This is a genomic window from Streptomyces griseorubiginosus, from assembly GCF_017614965.1.
Taxonomy (GTDB): Bacteria; Actinomycetota; Actinomycetes; order Streptomycetales; family Streptomycetaceae; genus Streptomyces; species Streptomyces griseorubiginosus_B.
This window is the reverse complement of record NZ_WVUG01000023.1, coordinates 1-17109: the sequence shown is the minus strand read 5'-3', so window position 1 is coordinate 17109 and position 17109 is coordinate 1. Positions and strand designations below refer to the sequence as shown.

Annotated in this window: 14 protein-coding genes and 1 pseudogene; 10 read left to right on the top strand and 5 right to left on the bottom strand. The window is 70.0% G+C overall.

Annotation, left to right across the window (positions count from 1 at the left end):
- Positions 1 to 291: 291 nt before the first annotated feature.
- Positions 292 to 2226: a right-handed parallel beta-helix repeat-containing protein gene (locus tag GRC12_RS07175; protein ID WP_208778236.1), complete on the top strand. Its 1935-nt coding sequence runs from the start codon at positions 292 to 294 to the stop codon at positions 2224 to 2226.
- Positions 2227 to 2322: 96 nt separating this feature from the next.
- Here the strand turns inward: GRC12_RS07175 and GRC12_RS07170 are convergent, their stop codons facing one another.
- Complete coding sequence (locus GRC12_RS07170) at positions 2323 to 3198, bottom strand: alpha/beta fold hydrolase (protein ID WP_208778235.1); 876 nt, start codon at positions 3196 to 3198, stop codon at positions 2323 to 2325.
- 147 nt (positions 3199 to 3345) lie between these two features.
- Between GRC12_RS07170 and GRC12_RS45385 the strand changes: the two are divergent.
- Positions 3346 to 3434: pseudogene (locus GRC12_RS45385) on the top strand (TetR/AcrR family transcriptional regulator); the annotation flags it as partial.
- Positions 3435 to 3481: 47 nt separating this feature from the next.
- Positions 3482 to 3859, top strand: a complete 378-nt coding sequence (locus tag GRC12_RS07165) for a hypothetical protein (RefSeq protein ID WP_208778234.1) — start codon at positions 3482 to 3484, stop codon at positions 3857 to 3859.
- Between the two features lie 24 nt (positions 3860 to 3883).
- Here GRC12_RS07165 and GRC12_RS07160 read toward each other — a convergent pair whose 3' ends face one another.
- Together GRC12_RS07160 and GRC12_RS07155 are read right to left on the bottom strand one after the other, a co-directional pair.
- On the bottom strand, positions 3884 to 4702 hold the full coding sequence (locus GRC12_RS07160) for an SAM-dependent methyltransferase (protein ID WP_208778233.1): 819 nt from the start codon (positions 4700 to 4702) through the stop codon (positions 3884 to 3886).
- Positions 4703 to 4836: 134 nt separating this feature from the next.
- Positions 4837 to 5805, bottom strand: coding sequence for a GlxA family transcriptional regulator (locus tag GRC12_RS07155; protein WP_208778232.1), 969 nt, complete (start codon positions 5803 to 5805; stop codon positions 4837 to 4839).
- 134 nt (positions 5806 to 5939) lie between these two features.
- Here GRC12_RS07155 and GRC12_RS07150 point away from each other — a divergent pair, with 134 nt between their 5' ends.
- Entirely contained in the window at positions 5940 to 6578 is a 639-nt protein-coding gene (locus GRC12_RS07150; protein WP_208778231.1) for an HD domain-containing protein, read from the top strand.
- A gap of 52 nt (positions 6579 to 6630) precedes the next feature.
- Positions 6631 to 7551 (top strand): NADP-dependent oxidoreductase, encoded by a 921-nt coding sequence (locus GRC12_RS07145; protein WP_208778230.1) that lies wholly within the window; start codon positions 6631 to 6633, stop codon positions 7549 to 7551.
- Positions 7552 to 7863: 312 nt separating this feature from the next.
- Here the strand turns inward: GRC12_RS07145 and GRC12_RS07140 are convergent, their stop codons facing one another.
- Positions 7864 to 8853 (bottom strand): aldo/keto reductase, encoded by a 990-nt coding sequence (locus GRC12_RS07140; RefSeq protein ID WP_208778229.1) that lies wholly within the window; start codon positions 8851 to 8853, stop codon positions 7864 to 7866.
- Between the two features lie 660 nt (positions 8854 to 9513).
- Here GRC12_RS07140 and GRC12_RS07135 point away from each other — a divergent pair.
- From GRC12_RS07135 to GRC12_RS07120, 4 genes are all read left to right on the top strand, one after another.
- The gene (locus GRC12_RS07135; protein WP_208778228.1) at positions 9514 to 10140 is read left to right on the top strand and encodes a SigE family RNA polymerase sigma factor; all 627 of its coding nucleotides are present in this window, start codon (positions 9514 to 9516) and stop codon (positions 10138 to 10140) included.
- Positions 10141 to 10157: 17 nt separating this feature from the next.
- The gene (locus GRC12_RS07130) at positions 10158 to 10874 is read left to right on the top strand and encodes a hypothetical protein (RefSeq protein ID WP_208778227.1); all 717 of its coding nucleotides are present in this window, start codon (positions 10158 to 10160) and stop codon (positions 10872 to 10874) included.
- A gap of 296 nt (positions 10875 to 11170) precedes the next feature.
- The gene (locus tag GRC12_RS07125; RefSeq protein ID WP_208778226.1) at positions 11171 to 12187 is read left to right on the top strand and encodes an ArsR/SmtB family transcription factor; all 1017 of its coding nucleotides are present in this window, start codon (positions 11171 to 11173) and stop codon (positions 12185 to 12187) included.
- A gap of 201 nt (positions 12188 to 12388) precedes the next feature.
- Positions 12389 to 12949 (top strand): hypothetical protein, encoded by a 561-nt coding sequence (locus tag GRC12_RS07120; RefSeq protein WP_244372211.1) that lies wholly within the window; start codon positions 12389 to 12391, stop codon positions 12947 to 12949.
- 21 nt (positions 12950 to 12970) lie between these two features.
- Here the strand turns inward: GRC12_RS07120 and GRC12_RS07115 are convergent, their stop codons facing one another.
- A complete protein-coding gene (locus GRC12_RS07115) occupies positions 12971 to 13255 on the bottom strand; it encodes a hypothetical protein (protein ID WP_208778225.1) in 285 nt (94 codons plus the stop codon).
- A 275-nt stretch (positions 13256 to 13530) separates the two neighbouring features.
- Between GRC12_RS07115 and GRC12_RS07110 the strand changes: the two genes are divergently transcribed.
- Entirely contained in the window at positions 13531 to 16986 is a 3456-nt protein-coding gene (locus GRC12_RS07110; RefSeq protein WP_208778224.1) for an NACHT and WD repeat domain-containing protein, read from the top strand.
- The last annotated feature ends 123 nt before the right edge of the window (positions 16987 to 17109 follow it).

Genomic DNA, 17109 nt, shown 5'->3' with positions numbered 1-17109 from the left:
ATTGTCAAACGGCAACAATGCAGCGGAGGGCTCCTACGCGAACTCGGATACCCCGACATCGGGGAGTTCTGCCATGGTTGTGCGGTATGTCTCTCGGATGACCCCACCCAGGCTCTCGGACCACCTCTATTGATCCGATGTATCTGCGCCGCAGTCATTGACCTCTCGCTGCCCTACCCCTACGTTTCCTGCATGTTTTTGACAACAGAACAAACGCATGCCTCGAGACCCGCCGGACCGCCCTTCTTATTCATCGGGTCTTACCGTCTCCTCGCGGCCCTCTTCTGCGCAGTGCTGTGCCTCGGGGCGCTCACTTCGCCGGCGCACGCCGCGACCGCGGTCACCTACTTCGTCTCGCCGAGCGGCAGTGACAGCAACCCGGGGACCAGCGCCGACGCCCCCTTCCGTACCCTCACCAAGGCACAGACCGCGGTCCGGTCGATCGACAAGTCGACCTCCGGTCCCATCACCGTGATGCTGGCCGGAGGCGTCTACCGGTTGTCCAAGACCCTCACCTTCAGCTCCGCGGACTCCGGCGGCGGCACGGCCGGCACCGTGTGGTGGAAGGCGGCAGCCGGACAGACTCCCGTCGTCAGCGGCGGTGTTCAGGTCACCGGCTGGTCGCGGACCAGCGCCGACAGCAGCATCTGGTCCGCTCCGGCGCCCAGCGGCCTGGACACCCGGCAGCTGTACGTGAACGGCGTACGCGCCCAGCGCGCCACAGGCTCTCTGCCGGTGTCAGTGACCCAGACGGCGACCGGATACACCACGGCGTCCGGCGACCCGATGGCCGGCTGGCGCAATCGGTCGGCGATCGAGTTCGTCTACCGGGGCGGGCTCGGACTGTGGACCGAGCCACGCTGTCCGGTCGCCTCGGTCACCGGTACCGCCATCACCATGGCCCAGCCCTGCTGGAACAACTCCACCCGGCGGGTCATGCGCACCGACGACTCGGGCCGCACCTACAACCTCGTCGGCCGCAAATCGATCACCGAGGCGCCGACGGCGGTGGAGAACGCCTACGAACTCCTCGACAAACCGGGTGAGTTCTACCTGGACAAGACCGAGCACCGCTTCTACTACATCCCGCGTTCCGGGCAGGACCTGACCACCGCGGACGTCGAGGCACCCTCGCTGGACACCCTCGTGGCGACCTCCGGCAAGGCCTCGGACGAACCCAGTCACATCGGCTTCCAGGGCATCCAGTTCAGCTACGCGAACTACACGACCTCCAACACCGGCACGGGCTTCTCCGAGATCCAGGCGACGTACCAGGTCACCGGTAGCACGGGCTACGCCACCCAGGGACTGTGCACCTTCGTGTCGGGCGGCACCTGCCCGTACGGCAACTGGACGAAGATGCCCGGCGCGCTGAGGTTCACCTACGACAGCAGCATCCACTTCGACCACGACTACTTCGTCCATCTCGGCGCGGCCGGACTGGACCTCGGCAACGGCTCGCAGAACGACACCGTCACCGCCTGCGTGTTCACCGACATCTCCGGCAACGGTCTCGACCTGGGCGGCGTGGACATCCCCCAGCCCGGCAGCGCGGCACAGCACACCAGCGGAATCACCGTCAAGGACAGCCACTTCTACGACACCGCCACCGAATACCACGGCGGGGTCGCCGTCGACGCCGGATACATCGAGACATCGACCATCGCCCACAACCAGATCGACCACGTGCCCTACACGGCCATCTCCATCGGCTGGGGCGGCTGGCCCGACAAGGTGCGCCTGCCCGCACAGCCCAACTACTCGAACAACAACACGATCTCGTACAACCTGATCCACGACCACATGTCGCTGCTCGGTGACGGCGGCGCCGTCTACACGAACGGCATCACCGGCACCTCGATGAGCAACGGCGAGAAGGTCGTCGGCAACGTCGTCCACGACCAGCTCAACACCTCGGGCGGCCACGTCCTGTACACCGACAACGGCGCCACCTACGTCTCGATCCTCGGCAACGCGGTATGGAACATCAACGTCTCGCCGTGGGGCAGCAAGCACGTGAACTACACGGCGGGCGACGGCACATACGACCCCACGGACATCGAGGGCAACTACTGGCCCAACGGTCCGTCCGACTACGACAACAAGAAAGTCCTGATCAAGGACAATCACGCCATCACCGGGTCGGCCCAGGTTCCGTCGAGCATCATCGCGGCGGGCGGCATCGAGTCGCAGTACCGGGCGATCCTCTCCTGGCAGCCGGCCTGACAGGAACGGAGGGCAGAGAACCATGGGCCTGCCCCGGGGAACGCAGGGCAGGCCCAACCCGGTGGAACTCCCGGGAATGGCAAGGCTGACGGGGGTTCAAGCCGCCGTGTTCAGCAGGTCGGCGAGTACGTCGGGGCGTTCCAGGGCGATGAAGTGGCCTGCCTTCGGTACCTGGGTGAAGTCGGCGGCCGGCAGGAGCTGTCGGTTGGCCTCCCGGTCGGAGGGACGGGACCAGTCCCTCTCGCCGTAGACGAGATGGACGGGTGCTTTGACCCCGGGGTAGCGCGAGCGGGCCGCGACGAGGCTGGGCAGCGCCTGGTACACGCCCCGGGCGACGACCGGATAGCCGGGGCGGCGGCCCACCTGGAGCAGTTCGTCCACGTAGTCCTCCCGCAGCGCGCTCTTGTCGCCGAGGCCGCCCCGCAGGACGGCCCGCAGGGCGGGCCTGGGCTCCACCCCGGCGATCACCGGACCCACAACGGGCGCGAGGACGCCACTGACCACGACGCGGGCCAGCAGGCTGGAGCGGGCGATCCCGCCGCGGAAGTCGTACGTGTTCACCGCGACGACGCGGCGCACCCGCTCCGGCAGAGCGGCCGCGGCGGTCAGGGCGAGCACCGCCCCCATGGACTCGCCGACCAACGTCACGTCATGCAGGTCGAGTTCGGTCAGGAGCCGCTCGACGCCCGCGCGCATGGCCGGCTCGTCATAGGACGCGCCCGGCACGATCTCGGAGTAGCCCATCCCCGGGAGGTCGAGGGCGTGGACGGTGTACCGGTCCGCGATCAGCGGGATGAGGTGGCGGAAGTGCTCGGCCTGGGTGCGCACGGTGTGCAGCAGGACCAGGGGGGCGCCGCCGCCCGCCTTGAGGTAGCGCAGGGCTCCCTCGCCGCTGTGTCCCGCGCGCGGGGCGATGGTGTGGCTGGTGGTCCCCGGGATGTGGATCGTGGGACGTGACTCGTGGGCGGGCATATCGCCGACTCCTTGCGTCGTGACTCTCTCCGGGGAACGAGAAACCGATCGGTTCCCATAAGGTAAACCGATCGGTTTCCGAGCGCAAGACCGCCGGTGGGAACGCGAAGGGGGCGCGACACCTCGTAAACCGATCGACAGCGGCTACTGGAGGCGCGGCCACGCTCACCTACCGAGACGGCGTCAACGTCGGCGTCGCCGCGCTGTGCAAGGCGGCGGGGGTGTCGAAGCGTTCCTTCCCGCGACGGACGACAACCGTCCCTGACCGGGTATCGTCCGCACCATGGACACCACGGCTGAACCCCGCGTCCTCGTCATCGGCCTTGATCCCTACCGAGTGCCGGGGCCGTGGGATCCCGAACCAGTGGCCAAGGCGATCGAGGTGGGACTGGCCGAGTTCGCCGAACACGGTGTGGGCGTGGAGACGTGCCTGGTCGGCCTTGACGGAAGTGACGACGTGACCGCGCTCGTCGAGAACGCGCTGCGAGCCCGTCGGTGGGAGTGCGTCGTCATCGGCGGTGGCCTGCGGCACTCGGACGATCAGGCCGAACTCCTCGAGCAGGTGGTCAACCTGGTCCGGCGGCACGCACCCGATGCGGCCATCGCCTTCAACAGCACCCCGGCCGCCACTTACGAGGCCGCCGCCCGTTGGATCGGGTGACGGCATCACGCCCGGCGATCACCGCTAGGCCTTGCGGGCCAGTCCCGCCGCGATGAGGTGTTCCCAGACCGTGAGTTCGCGCCTGCCGCCGACGTTCCACGGGCTGTCGTTGTCGTCGGGACGCCACAGGGACGCGGGGACGATCCCGGGGTCGAGGATCTCCAGGCCGTCCAGCAGGGATGCGATCTCCTCGTCGGTGCGCCAGCGGCCCCGGCCGAAGGTCTGCTGGAGGACCTTCTCGGCCTCCACCGTCTCCGCGTTGTTGCCGGAGCGGAAGTGGCTGACGAAGAAGTAGCTTCCCGAGGGCACCTGTTCGCGCCAGTAGCGGACGATGCCGGCAGGGTCCTCGTCGTCGTTGACGTGGTGGAGGATGGCGCTGAGGATGACGGCGACGGGCCGGGTGAAGTCGATGAGTTCCAGGGTGTCGGGGTGGGTGCGGATGCCTTCCGGGTTGCGCACGTCGACCGCGACGACGCGGGTCCGTTCGTTGTTCTCCAGCAGTGCGCGACCGTGAACGAGCACCTGGGGGTCGATGTCGACGTACACGACCCGGGACTCTGGGGCGTTGCGCTGCGCGACCTGGTGGACGTTGTCCGCGGTCGGCAGACCACTGCCCAGGTCGATGAACTGCCGTACGTCCGTGGTCCTCGCGATCTCCCTGACCGCCCGGGTCAGGGCCGCGCGGTTGGCGAAGGCGATGGCCACCGAGCCGGGCAGGTCGCGCTTGAACACGTCGCCGATTTCCCGGTCCACGGCGTAGTTGTCCTTGCCGCCCAACAGGTAGTCGTACACGCGTGCGATGCTGGGCTTGGTCGGGTCGATGGAGGAGCCTTCGTGGGTCATGGCGGCCATTCTTCCCGCAACTTCGCCTGCTCACAGCCGTTTTGCGATCCTCCAGCCGACCGGATCGGATGCGGCAGCCGCGACCGACGTCGACGGGAGTGACGACCGGCTCTACGCCCGTCACAGGCGGGCCGCTACTCGGGACGCCGCGCGGTGACGAATCGGCGTTGATAGGCCGCGGGGCTGATGGACATCTCCCGCGCGAAGACCCGGCGAAGGCTCTCGTAGCTCGGGAAGCCGGCCAAGGATGCCGCCTGCGTCGCGGTGTGCCCCTGGACGAGCAGTGCCTTCGCGATGCCGAACCGGATCGACTCGACGTAGCGCGCGGGGGTGGTGCCCAGCTCCTCACGGAACAGCCTCGTCAGGTGGCGCGTGCTGACATTGAGACGGGCGGCCAGTTCGGCCAGGGAGTAGTGGCCGGCGGGATCGGCCGTGACCATGTCCACCACCCTGCGCAGGGCGGGCGAGCGCGGCGGAGAACCCTGCAGGGGCGCGGAGAACTGTGACTGACCTCCAGGCCGTTGCAGGTAGACCACCAGGGCACGGGCCACCTCACGGCTGACGTCCGGGCCGTGGTCCTCCTCGACCAGGGCCAGGGCGAGGTCGATGCCCGCGGTGACACCCGCGGACGTGTACACCGTGCCGTCGCGCACGTAGATCGCGTCGGGTTCGACCCGGGCCCTCGGACACCGGGCGGCGAGTTCACCGGCGATCTTCCAGTGGGTGGTCGCGCGCCGGCCGTCCAGCAGGCCGCTCGCGCCGAGCACGAAGGCACCGGAGCACACGGAGGCGAGTCGGCCGGAACGGGCCGCCAGGTCCCTGGTCGCGTCGACCAGATCGCGTGTGACCGGCGTCCGGGGATAGACGTCTCCGCCCGGTACCAGGAACGTGTCGGGGTCCGGTTGCGTGGCGGCGCCGCCGTCGACGGTGATCCTCATCCCGATCGACGAGGTGACGTCGGAGCCCGTCGTCGACACCAGGACGGTCCGGTAGTCGGCACCGAGCAGATTCGCCTCCCCGAACACCTCGGCGGGGCCGACGACGTCGAGCAGTTTCACGCCGTCGTAGACGAGGATCGCCACACGATGCGTGCCGGAGCTCACCGGCCCATCCTGGGAGACCTGATTCGAGTGGTTCATGGCCGGACCGAGGCGGCGCAGGGGGCCACGGGGTCGGCACCGTGGAGAACGGACGCACGGTCCACTCGGAGCACATCGCAGAGGAAAGCACGGACACCATGACCGACATCATCGCAGGGGTGGAAATCCCCGAGACCTCCGCCGTCGCGGAGGCCACGGATTTCCTGCGCGAGCAGACGAATCCCCTGATCTTCCACCACTCACGGCGTGTATTCCTCTTCGGTTCCCTCCACGCGCGTGAGCTGGACCTCCGGCCCGACCCCGAGTTGCTCTACATCTCGGCGATGTTCCATGACGCGGGCCTTCTGATTCCGTTCTCGGACGGAAAGCAGCGTTTCGAGCTCGACGGCGCCGACCACGCGCGGAAGTTTCTGAACGATCGCGGCTTCTCGCAGAGCGCCGTCGAGGTGGTCTGGACGGCGATCGCCCTGCACACGACACCCGGGATTCCCGGCCGGATGGGCCCCGAGACGGCTGCCACGAACTACGGCGTGCTGACCGACGCGATCGGCTGGGGGCTGGACGGGCTGGCACAGGACGCGGTGGAGGAAATCGTCGCCGCTCATCCGCGTGGTGAATTCAAGAAGGAGTTTCTGCAGGCTTTCGTCGACGGCCTCAAACACCGTCCGGACACCACGTACGGCACGGTCAACGCGGATGTCCTGGAACATTTCGTTCCCGGATTCCGCCGTGCGTCCATGGTCGAGCGCATCCTCGACGCGCCCTGGCCGCGCTGACCCCGCCGTTTCCACCTCCCGTTTCCCGTCCCGCACCACGAAAGGAATGCTCGTGCGAGCCATCACCGTCCATAACCGCGAAGCAGGGGTCACAGGGCTGACCCTGACGGATCTCGCCCACCCTCACGCGGCCGAGAACGACGTCATCGTGCGGGTGCACGCCGCGGGCTTCACCCGGGGAGAACTCGACTGGCCGGCGACCTGGACCGACCGGGCCGGCCGGGACCGCACCCCGAGCGTGCCCGGACACGAGGTCTCGGGGGTGGTGACGGAACTCGGTTACGGAACGACCGGCCTCACCGTCGGACAGCGCGTCTTCGGGCTCACCGACTGGGCCCGCGACGGTTCGCTCGCCGAGTACGTCGCCGTGGAAGCCCGCAATCTCGCTCCGCTCCCCGCCGACGTCGACCATACGGTGGCGGCCGCCCTGCCGATCTCCGGACTGACCGCCTGGCAGGGTCTGTTCACCCACGCGCGTGTCGTCGCCGGCCAGACCGTGCTGATCCACGGCGCCGCCGGGGCTGTCGGCTCGATCGCCGTCCAGCTCGCCCGCGAAGTGGGAGCCCGCGTGGTCGGCACGGGCCGCGCCGCCGACCGTGAAACCGTGCTCGACCTGGGCGCGCACGCGTTCCTCGACCTGGAGACCGAGCAGTGGCAGGACGCCGGGCAGGTCGACGTCGTGTTCGACGTGATCGGCGGCGCCGTCCTGGACCGCTCGGCTCGGCTGGTGCGCCCCGGCGGCACGCTGGTCACCATCGCGCATCCGCCCACTGTGCGGCCGGAGGACGGGCGGGCCCTCTTCTTCGTCGTGGAACCGGACCGCGGCCTCCTCGCCGAACTCGCCGAGCGGCTGCGCGACGGCCGGCTCCGGGTGCGGGTCGGCGCGGTTCGGCCGCTGGCCGAGGCAGCCGCCGCGTTCACCCCGCAGCAACGCGTCCCGGGCCGCACCATCATCCGGATCGCTGAGGACTGAGGACGCCAGAGCACCCAGGCCGGACGAGGGCGGAAGTGGCCCCGGTCACAATTCAACTGTTCCCGCATTCGGTCGGGTTAGGAATCCGAAAGCCGGGCATGCGCGTGACGAGTGGCACGGCGACCGCACCTTCCCCCTGGTGGCGGATCCGGTCACCTCACGCGCGGTTTCGCGGCACTCCCCCCCCCGCCGCGGAAACCGTGCGCCGGAGGTCCTTGCGGCACACGGCACGAGAGGCTCCCCCACCTCTACTCCAGCCGCAAGGACCTCCCACCTCCCACCGCGCACCGTTCGGATCAGCGCGTCCACGGGTCAGCGATTGACGGACCGCATCCCCGCCTCGTCGTACCGCTCTCCCGCCACCGCGGGCAGCTCCGCTTCGATACGAGCCAGGTCGTCCTTGGTCAGGGCGATGTCGACCGCGGCGGCGTTCTGCTCCAGGTAGGTCCGCCGCTTGGTGCCCGGGATCGGCACCAGGTCCTCACCCTGGGCCAGCACCCAGGCGATGGCGAGCTGGGCCGGCGTGACGTCCTTCTCGGCGGCGATCTCCTTCACCTTGGCCGCCAGCCGCAGGTTCGCCTCCAGGTTGGCGTCCTGGAAGCGGGGGTTCTGGCGGCGCCAGTCGTTCACGTCCAGATCGTCCGGCGAGGTGAACCGCCCGGCGAGGAACCCGCGTCCGAGCGGCGAGTACGGTACGAAGCCGATGCCCAGCTCGCGGCAGGCGGGCAGCACCTCGGCCTCCACGTCCCGCGACCACAGGGAGTACTCGCTCTGCACGGCGGTGACCGGGTGCACGGCGTGCGCCCGCCGGATGGTCTGCGCGCTCGCCTCGCTCAGCCCGATGAAGCGCACCTTGCCCTCGGCCACCAGTTCGCCGAGCGCGCCGACCGTCTCCTCGATGGGCACGTTCGGATCGACCCGGTGCTGGTAGTACAGGTCGATGTGGTCGGTCCCGAGCCGCTTCAGGGAGCCGTGGACCGAACTGCGGACGTGCTCGGCCGAGCCGTCCTGCGGACCGACCGTGCTGATGTCGCCCGGGACGGCGTCGTCCATGCGGTAGTTGAACTTCGTCGCGAGCACGTACTCGTCACGGTGGCCCCGGATGGCCTCGCCGACCAGGGACTCGTTGGTGAGCGGTCCGTACATCTGCGCCGTGTCGAGGAAGGTCACCCCCAGTTCGAGGGCCCGTCGGATGGTCGCGATGCCCTCCTCCTGGTCGGCGGACCCGTAGAAGGCGGACATGCCCATGCATCCCAGGCCGATGGCCGATACCTGCAATTCCCGCAGACTGCGCTTCTGCATGCCGTGGTCCAGCCTTTCCTGCACTCGTCCGTGCGTGGTTCAAAGGACACGAGACGGCGCCCCGGTGAGACCACCCGCCGACACCGGCCTCGTGCGCCGCTGTGTCTTCGACGCTACGACTTGAAGCGCACTCCAGGGCAAGTCGGCCGGGGATGGTCCTGCCGGACGCGCCTCGAATCCTCCAGGCTGTCGGGGGTGAAGCGGGGCCAAGCCGGGTCACCGCCGGCGGCGAAGGACTCCACGCCGTGCGAAGGCGTTCGGACAGTGTCGCGCATGCGGTGGGCGGCGGGGAGCCCAGCAGGCGGGCCGCCGGGCGGGCCGCAGTCGTGCCGAAGACGACCGGGACGTCGACCCGTCCGGCGGGGGCGGCGCACCCCCGGCCCGGTCACGAGGTCACCACCGACGACCGGCACGAACGCGGTTGCCTCTCGGATGTTCTGCGCCACCCACTCCAGGGCCGCGATCTGGAGCACGAGGGGTCGGCGCCGCCGCCGACTCGGCCGGCGTCGCAGCGCCGTCGATCGGCGGCCGCTGACCGCCGCTGTGAGCGTCCCGCATGGAACCCCCGTGCTCCCCCAGCGGTGTTACTGGATGGAGTTCGCGTGCTCCATCGACCTGCGCGCGAACAGTGGAAGGAAGCGGGGTAACGGGGTGTGCGCGATGACTGGCGCCTGGACGCCTGCCGCGTCCGGAAGAGGAACGGCCCGGGGTTCGCACCGGGCCGCGGACGACAGCACGGACGCGGATCACGGGAAGGACCTGCCCGAGGACGGCCTGGACGACTTCGAGACCTACGCGGCCGCCCGCTGGCCCCGGTTGCTGCGTACCGCCCATCTCCTGACCAACGGTGACCACCACGAGGCGGAGGACCTGGTCCAGGTCACCCTCGCCAAGGTCTATCTGCGCTGGCCTCACATACGCACCCTGGACGCCCCCGACCAGTACGTCCGGCGCGCGCTGATCAACAACAACAACACCCGGCACCGCAAACGGCGCGTCGTACAGCTGCTGACGTCCCACATGCCCGAGCAGCGGATCCCGGGCGAAGGTGCCGGTGGCCAGGACAGCTACGACACCCGCAGCGAGCTCCTTACCGCGCTCGCCACGCTCCCGCCCCGTCAACGGGCCGTCGTCGTGCTGCGCTACTGGGAATGCCTCAGCGAACAGGAGACGGCGCAGGTCCTCGGCTGCTCCGTCGGCAACGTCAAGAGCCAGGCCAGCCGCGCGCTGAAGAAGCTCCGTGACTGCGCGGCGCTGTCGGACTACGCCGCCGCGGCACAACGGTGAGAGAGAACGGCACAGACATGAAGACCGACTTGTCACCGCAGCCGCCGGTGCCGGAGCTGTGGCGGGCACTGGACGACGCCGCACGAGAAAGCGCCGGCACGGCGTTCCCGCGGGAGCGGATCGTCCAGCGCGGAGAGACTTTCAGGCGACGTCGACGGCTGACAATGGTCACCCTCAGCGCGCTGCTGCTTGTTCCGCTGGGCATCGGACTCGCCTCGCTGCCGGCAGCCTCCGGCTCGGACGCCGTCACCGGTGACGCGCCGCGGAGGACCGAGGCGTCGCAGCCGTACGAGTCCGCGAGCAGCGGCCCGGGCGTGCGCGTCGTACGTCCCCGGGAGCGGATCGAGGCGGGTCTGGGCGTGTGGTACATGCTGAAACCGCGGGAGATGTGCGACGCCCGCGCGGGCGCCGAGCAGCCCGTCTGCGTCGGGCCGCTCGACGTGCAGCAACCGGGCACGGTACCGATCACCCAGGACTGGTACCCCCTCGAGCGGGGCGTGGTGCACATCCTCGCCTACACCGGGAAGGAGCCCGCGGCCCGGATCACGATGACGGAGGGCGGCCGGACCACCGACCTCCCCATCGTGCGGCTGGCCGGGCGTCCCGCCTACGTCACGGCGTACGCCGTCAGCGCACCGCGGCACGGCGGCGCCGAGGGCGGTCTGCTCACCGGCGGCCCCACCTTCCGCGTCCTCGGCGCCGACGGCACGGAACTGGCGAGATGGGGCCGATGAGCGGCGTACCGTGTGACCGGCGACGGGTGGCCGCGCCGGCTGCCCAGCCCGCGACTGCTCGCGGTGCGGGGCCGACGACGGTGCCGATGTCCTCGTGATCGACGGGGAGAGGTGGTGACCGTCCGCGTCCCGGTCCTCCCGGATCAGCGGATCTGCCCAGCACACCGACCGGAACCAGAGCTTCCGCACAAGGCGTCACCCCGGTCAACCAAGGCCACTGGCCACTCGTCCCCCTTGATGGACCCCTATCACGCATCGCCTCGACCATCCCCCCACCACCATGAAATGAGGCCTGCATGCTCCGCATCCACTTCACGTCCCTCGACTTACAGAGCATCCGCGTGGCCCGTCGACCCGATCCGTTGTGGGAACTCGTCTGCGCCGCCTGCCGACTGGTCACCCGTCAGGGGCCGCTCGAGTTCGGCGCGTGGCGCCGCGGTGTTCTGCAGCGGACGGCCCGCGATCCGGAGGCGCGCCGCGCCCTGCATCTGCTGGGGACGCTCGTCCCGCCGGTCGGCTACATCCCCGACTTCCTCACCCCGTCCGTCTCGGACGAGGGTCTGCCCGCAGCCCTGGAACAGGTGCGGGCCACACCCCGCGCCCGGCTGCAACAGGAGCTGGCCATTCTCGCCGGGTCCCGTCCGCTCCCGGCGTGGACGACGACGCTCGGCAGGCCGGGAGACCGAAGCATGGATTCCCTGGTCAGGGCGTTGGAGATCTCTTCCAAGGCCCTGCTCGAACCGCGGTGGGGCCTGGTTCACCGAGCCGTGCACGCCGAGGTCGATCTGCGGGCCCGCACACTCCTCGACGGCGGAGTCCGTGCTCTGCTGGAGAGTCTGCGGCCGTTCGCCCGGTGGAACCCACCGGTTCTGGAGGTGGACTATCCCGCCGACCGGGACCTGCGTCTGGACGGCCGGGGTCTGCTGCTGCTCCCGTCCTACTTCTGCTGGCGCAGGCCCACCGCGCTCGCCGACCCCACCCTCGGCCCGCTGCTCGTCCTTCCGCTCACCGCCCGGCCCTTCGACACGGTCGCCCTCAACGGCGGCGGTCTGGAGCGCCTGTTGGGCCGTACCCGGGCCTCCGTACTGGCCCAGGTGGCGCGCGGCCGCACCCGCACAACCTCCGAAGTGGCGCAAGCGGTGGGCATCGCCCTCCCCAGCGCCAGCTACCAGCTCGCCGTCCTGCGGGACGGAGGACTGGTGGCGAGCCAACGGGAGGGCCAGTTCGTACGGCATTCCGCTACGGCCATGGGCCACCAACTCCTGGACACGGACACACGCTCGCTGACCGGAGCGGATCCGGCCCGCCCCTGACGCGCACGGAAAACACCGGCCTTTCGAGGGCTTTGTTCCGCAGTGATCCGGCAGCGAACACCGGCGAGTGATTCGCCAGGGTCCGCCACCCCTTCCGCCAGGTGGAAATATCTACCAGCATGAATATGCCGGGCCTGGCCGTCCCGGCTGTGTGGGAGGAGTCTGTCCGCTCGCGCGGGCAACGGGAAGCCGGAGGACACCATGCAGACCGCCATGCGGCAGGCCACCGAGTGGCTAGCGGCCGCTGCGAACGATCCACGCGAGTGCAAGCGGCAGTGGCACAGCGAGTCCGGTATCGCGGTGCTCGCGTGCGGCCGGTTCTGGGACGTGCTCAGCGTGCCCGAGGAGCTGGCCATGCCCGCCCTGGACGCCCTGCTGGGCATTCCGCAGCCACCCGGTCCCGCGCTCGCGGACGTGTGTGCCCGCCGGGTGGCGTTCTTCCTGCCGCCCGATCCCACGGGCCGCTGGATCGGTTCGGGCATCCGCTACTCGGGCAAGGGCGCGTGGGTCGCGGTCCCGGCGCCGTACCGTGCCGTCGGACGTCTGCGCTGGGTGATTCCGCCCAACGGGAGCGGCGCGCTGTTCGTGCCGGCCGCCGTGGAACTGGCCCTGCAGCTGGCCCTGGGCCGGCTCTCCTCGCAGGCCCGGTGGAGACGACGGTGCCCCACGTGCGGGGCGCCGACCCCGGACGGCCGTTTTCCGGCCGTCGACGCGCCCCTCGGTCACCCGCGGAGCACCACGCCGGACACCGCGAGGCCGTGAACGCGCCGCAGTGAGGCCGTGTCAGAGCGCGGGCAACTGATCAGCGGGGTGCTCCACGCACAGCTCGGCGACGCGTTCCCGGTGCGCCGCACGCACCGGGCCCGGATGGTGCGCCGTGATCGCGGGACTGATGGCCGTGAGCAGGGTCCACTGGGGATCACGAGCCCCCGGTACCATGCGGCCGCGGGCTCGCCACTCCCTGATCAGCGCGGCGTAGATGGGCGGATCCTCCTGCGGCGCCGCGAGGCGGGTGCCGTACGACGTCTGCTGTTCCTCGTCCTCCGGGACGAGGAGTCCGGTGCTCACGGTGGGGTCCATGCTGGAGGCAACGCGCCCGCGCACGCAGGTGGTACGTCTTCGCTCCGCTATGGCCCCATCGGATGAGGCCGGGTCCTTCGATAGGGGCGATGTACTTGTCCGACGAGATCACCATGCCTTCATGTTCGAAACGCTCCCGTGGAGCGACTCAACCGCCCCTGTCCGCCCCGCAGTTCGGCCACTCGGCGGCGTGACGGTTTGTCGGCTTGTTCGGTTTCGAGAGGTCTGTGGTGGGGCAACACCTAGCGACTAGGGGGAAGCCCATGCGGCAACGCTCACCTCAGACTCTGCAAGTCGCGGTCCTGGTCTCCGCCACGTTTCTGGAGGTCGCGGCCAACTTCGCCGCGAACGCGGTCCAGTCGCCGGTCGTGCGCTCCCTCGACCGGCTCGCACCGTTCGTGGTGATCGTCCTGCTGGGAGTGGTCGTCGTGGGCCAGGTGGTGGTCCACCGCCAGACGCATCCCGCCGCGCCGCGGCCGGCCTGGGATCCGCAGGACACCCCCTATCCGGGGCTCGCGGCCTTCGGCCGGCCGGAGGCGGCCGTGTTCTTCGGGCGGGACGAGGAGGTCACGCAGATCGTCCGGCGGCTGAACACCTCCGCGCCCGATCCGCAGGAGCGGTTCGTGTGTGTCACGGGGATGTCGGGAAGCGGGAAGAGTTCTCTGGTGCATGCCGGGGTGCTGCCGCGTCTGTTGCGCTCGCGGTGGACCGTCCTGCCGACGATGGTGCCCGGCGCCGAGCCGCTGCAACACCTCGCCGACAGTCTCAGGACCCGTACCCCTGGCGGCGTGCTCCCCGGCCGCACGCTACTGGTGATCGACCAGCTCGAGGAACTGATCACCGACTCCCCGGAAGCCGACAGAGAAACGTTCCTCGCGTCCGTCGTCGCCGCGCTGGCCAACGACCGTCGCCTCTGGGTCATCGCCACCCTGCGCGTTGAGTTCCTCCAGGACTTCCTCTCCTTCGGCCAGCCGCAGTTGTTCAGCTCGCCGACGGCACTGGGCGCCATGTCCACCGCCGAACTCGTCGCCGCGGTCGAGCGACCCGCCGGGCTGGCCGGGGTGACCTTCGAGCCCGGGCTGGTCGCGCACATCGTCGACGACACCGGTACCGCGGACGCGCTGCCGCTGCTCGCCTACCTCCTGCGCGAGCTCTATCTGTCGATCGGTGAGTCCCGGCTGGCCACCAAGGAGAGCTATCTGGCCCTCGGTGGCGTCGCCGGCGCGCTGGCCCGCCAGGCGGACGAGGTCTTCGCCACCGTCGTCGACCAGCACGGCGCGGACACCGTTCTCGGGGTGCTGCTGCGGCTGGTGGGCATGGAGGCCGGCGAACCGGTCAAGCGCCGGGTGGCGTTGGCCGGCCTGTCGGACCAGGAACGGGAGATCCTGCGCCCGTTCGACAAGGCGCGGCTGCTCGTCGTCACCCAGGTGGACGCCGTTCCCATGGTGCAGGTGGCCCACGAGGCCCTGTTCCGTCAGTGGCCGCCGCTGCACCAGCAGGTGACGGTGCGTGCCGAACGGCTCAACAGCCGCAGCGAACTGGAGCGTTGGGCTGCCGACTGGCGGTCCTCGGGACACAGCCCCGACTACCTCCTGACCGGGGAGCGACTGGGCCTGGCCGGCCGATGGCTGACCGGTCTGGAGTCCGCCGGAGAGGCGACCGCCGACATGCGGGAACTGGTCACCGCCTCCCGCAGCAGGGACCGGGCCTTCCTGCACCAGGTCTCCGAGTCGGTCGGCCAGTACGTCCTGGCCAACGCCGAGCACGATCCCGAACTCGGCACCCTCCTCGCGGCGACCGTCCTCGCCGAGTGCCCGCCCACCGCCACCGCGGTCCGGGCCATGATGGCGGCACTGGCCCACAACCACACCCAGGCCGTACTCACCGGCCACACGGCAGGCGTGCGCGCCATAGCGTGGTCGCCCGACGAGGCGTGGATCGCCACCGGCTCGATGGACGGGACCGCCCGCGTCTGGAACGCCGCGTCGGGCGTGCCCGCCGTGCTGCTGGACGGGCATGCGTCCGGAGTCTGCGCCGTGCACTGGTCCCCGGACTCACGGCGGGTGGCCACCGCGTCGCGCGACTGTACGGCCCGGGTGTGGGACGCCGTGTCCGGAGAGACCGTCACGGTCCTGAGCGCGTCGACGGACATAGTGCGGGATGTCGCCTGGTCTCCCGACGGCTCCCTGCTGGCCGTCTGTTCACGCGACCGGCGCATCCTGCTCTTCGACACCGCGACCTGGCAGCAGACGGCGGAACTGCCGGGTCACCGCAACGAGATCTACCGGCTCGTCTGGTCCCCGGACGGCGCTCGGCTGCTCTCCGCCGCCTACGACAGGACCTGCATCGTCTGGGACCTCGAGACCGGACGGCCGGAACACATACTCGAACGCTCCAACAACCGCGCCGCCCCTGTCTCCTGGACGCGGGAGGGCGCCTTCCTGGTCAGCGGCGAAGAGCGGATCAAGGTCCTGGACTCCGCCACCGGACAGCTCAGAAGACTCTTCCCGGAACCGAACGAACTGATCACCGACCTGCGCTGCTCTCCCCGCGGCGACAGCTTCGCCGTCTCCTCCCGCGGACCCGCCGTGCACATACGCGCGCTCGACCACGGCGGCGAACTCGCCCGCCTGTGCGGCCACACCGACAGGGTCCAGGCCCTGGCCTGGTCACCCGGCGGCGACCGCATCGCCACCAGCGCCGAGGACGGCACGGCCCGTATCTGGACCCTGAGCACACACAGCACCGAACTGCGTCAGATGAGCGATCATCCCGCACCCGTCATCGGCGTCGCCACCGCACCGGACGGCGGCCGCGTCGCCGGTGGCACCGGCCGCGAGGTGCGGATCTGGCACACCGACACCGGGCGGTTCGTCACCACCCTCACCGGCCACACCGCCGGCATCAACGGTCTGCGCTGGCATCCCGACGGCCGCCGGCTCGCGAGCTGCGCCGACGACAACACCGTCAGGATCTGGCACCCCCTCACCTCCGACGAGAGCCGGACGCTGTTCACCGGCCAGGAGACCATCGAGGCGGTGGCCTGGTCCCCGGAGGGAGACCGCCTCGCCATCTCCGGACGCGACAACCGCGCCACCGTCCTGGACGCCACGACCGGTGCGGAGCTGGGCCACTACGGAGAGCACTCCCAATGGGTCTGCGCACTCGCCTGGTCCCCCAGCGCGACGATGCTCGCGACCGGCTCCGACGACCACACGGCACAGATCTGGGACGTGGCCGGGCAACGCCTCCTGCACCACCTGACCGGCCATCAGAGCTGGGTCGACGCGATCGCCTGGTCCCCCGACGGCACCCGGCTCGCCACCAGCTCCGCCGACTGGACGGTGCGCGTCTGGGACACCGCCACCGGCACCCTCCTGCACCTCCTCAGGGGCCATGACGCCCGCGTCCGCGGACTCGCCTGGTCCCCGGACGGCAGCCGCGTCGCCACCTGCTCGGACGACCGCACGGTGCGTCTGTGGAATCCGTCGCTCGGCGGGGACAGCAGGGTGATCGGCATCCATCGCGACCGATGCACGTCCGTCGCCTGGCTGCCGGACAGCCGCCGGGTGGTCTCCGCCGCCGAGGACCGTACGATCCGGATCTGGGCCGCCGAAAGGGACATCGCTTCCCTCCTGTCGGCCGCTCGTGACCGGATCTTCCGCTCCCTCACCCCGGAAGAACGCCGCGCCCACCTGCTCCCCGAGGCGGCCGTCTAGAAGATCACTGAAAATGTTGCGGGTTCTGGCCCCGGGCCGGCAGGGCCGGGGCCAGTCTTGTAGGCATGCAGGGGGAATGGGCCGGGGAGATGGCCGGGCCGGACGTATGGGAGACCTGCCGTG

What these genes read in the sequence shown, in the direction of transcription:
- GRC12_RS07150 (WP_208778231.1), top strand. Translation starts at nt 5,940, where the DNA reads ATGACCGACATCATCGCAGGGGTGGAAATCCCCGAGACCTCCGCCGTC.
- GRC12_RS07165 (WP_208778234.1), top strand. Translation starts at nt 3,482, where the DNA reads ATGGACACCACGGCTGAACCCCGCGTCCTCGTCATCGGCCTTGATCCC.
- GRC12_RS07170 (WP_208778235.1), bottom strand. Translation starts at nt 3,198, where the DNA reads ATGCCCGCCCACGAGTCACGTCCCACGATCCACATCCCGGGGACCACC.
- GRC12_RS07130 (WP_208778227.1), top strand. Translation starts at nt 10,158, where the DNA reads ATGAAGACCGACTTGTCACCGCAGCCGCCGGTGCCGGAGCTGTGGCGG.
- GRC12_RS07135 (WP_208778228.1), top strand. Translation starts at nt 9,514, where the DNA reads ATGACTGGCGCCTGGACGCCTGCCGCGTCCGGAAGAGGAACGGCCCGG.
- GRC12_RS07120 (WP_244372211.1), top strand. Translation starts at nt 12,389, where the DNA reads ATGCAGACCGCCATGCGGCAGGCCACCGAGTGGCTAGCGGCCGCTGCG.
- GRC12_RS07125 (WP_208778226.1), top strand. Translation starts at nt 11,171, where the DNA reads ATGCTCCGCATCCACTTCACGTCCCTCGACTTACAGAGCATCCGCGTG.
- GRC12_RS07160 (WP_208778233.1), bottom strand. Translation starts at nt 4,702, where the DNA reads ATGACCCACGAAGGCTCCTCCATCGACCCGACCAAGCCCAGCATCGCA.
- GRC12_RS07140 (WP_208778229.1), bottom strand. Translation starts at nt 8,853, where the DNA reads ATGCAGAAGCGCAGTCTGCGGGAATTGCAGGTATCGGCCATCGGCCTG.
- GRC12_RS07110 (WP_208778224.1), top strand. Translation starts at nt 13,531, where the DNA reads ATGCGGCAACGCTCACCTCAGACTCTGCAAGTCGCGGTCCTGGTCTCC.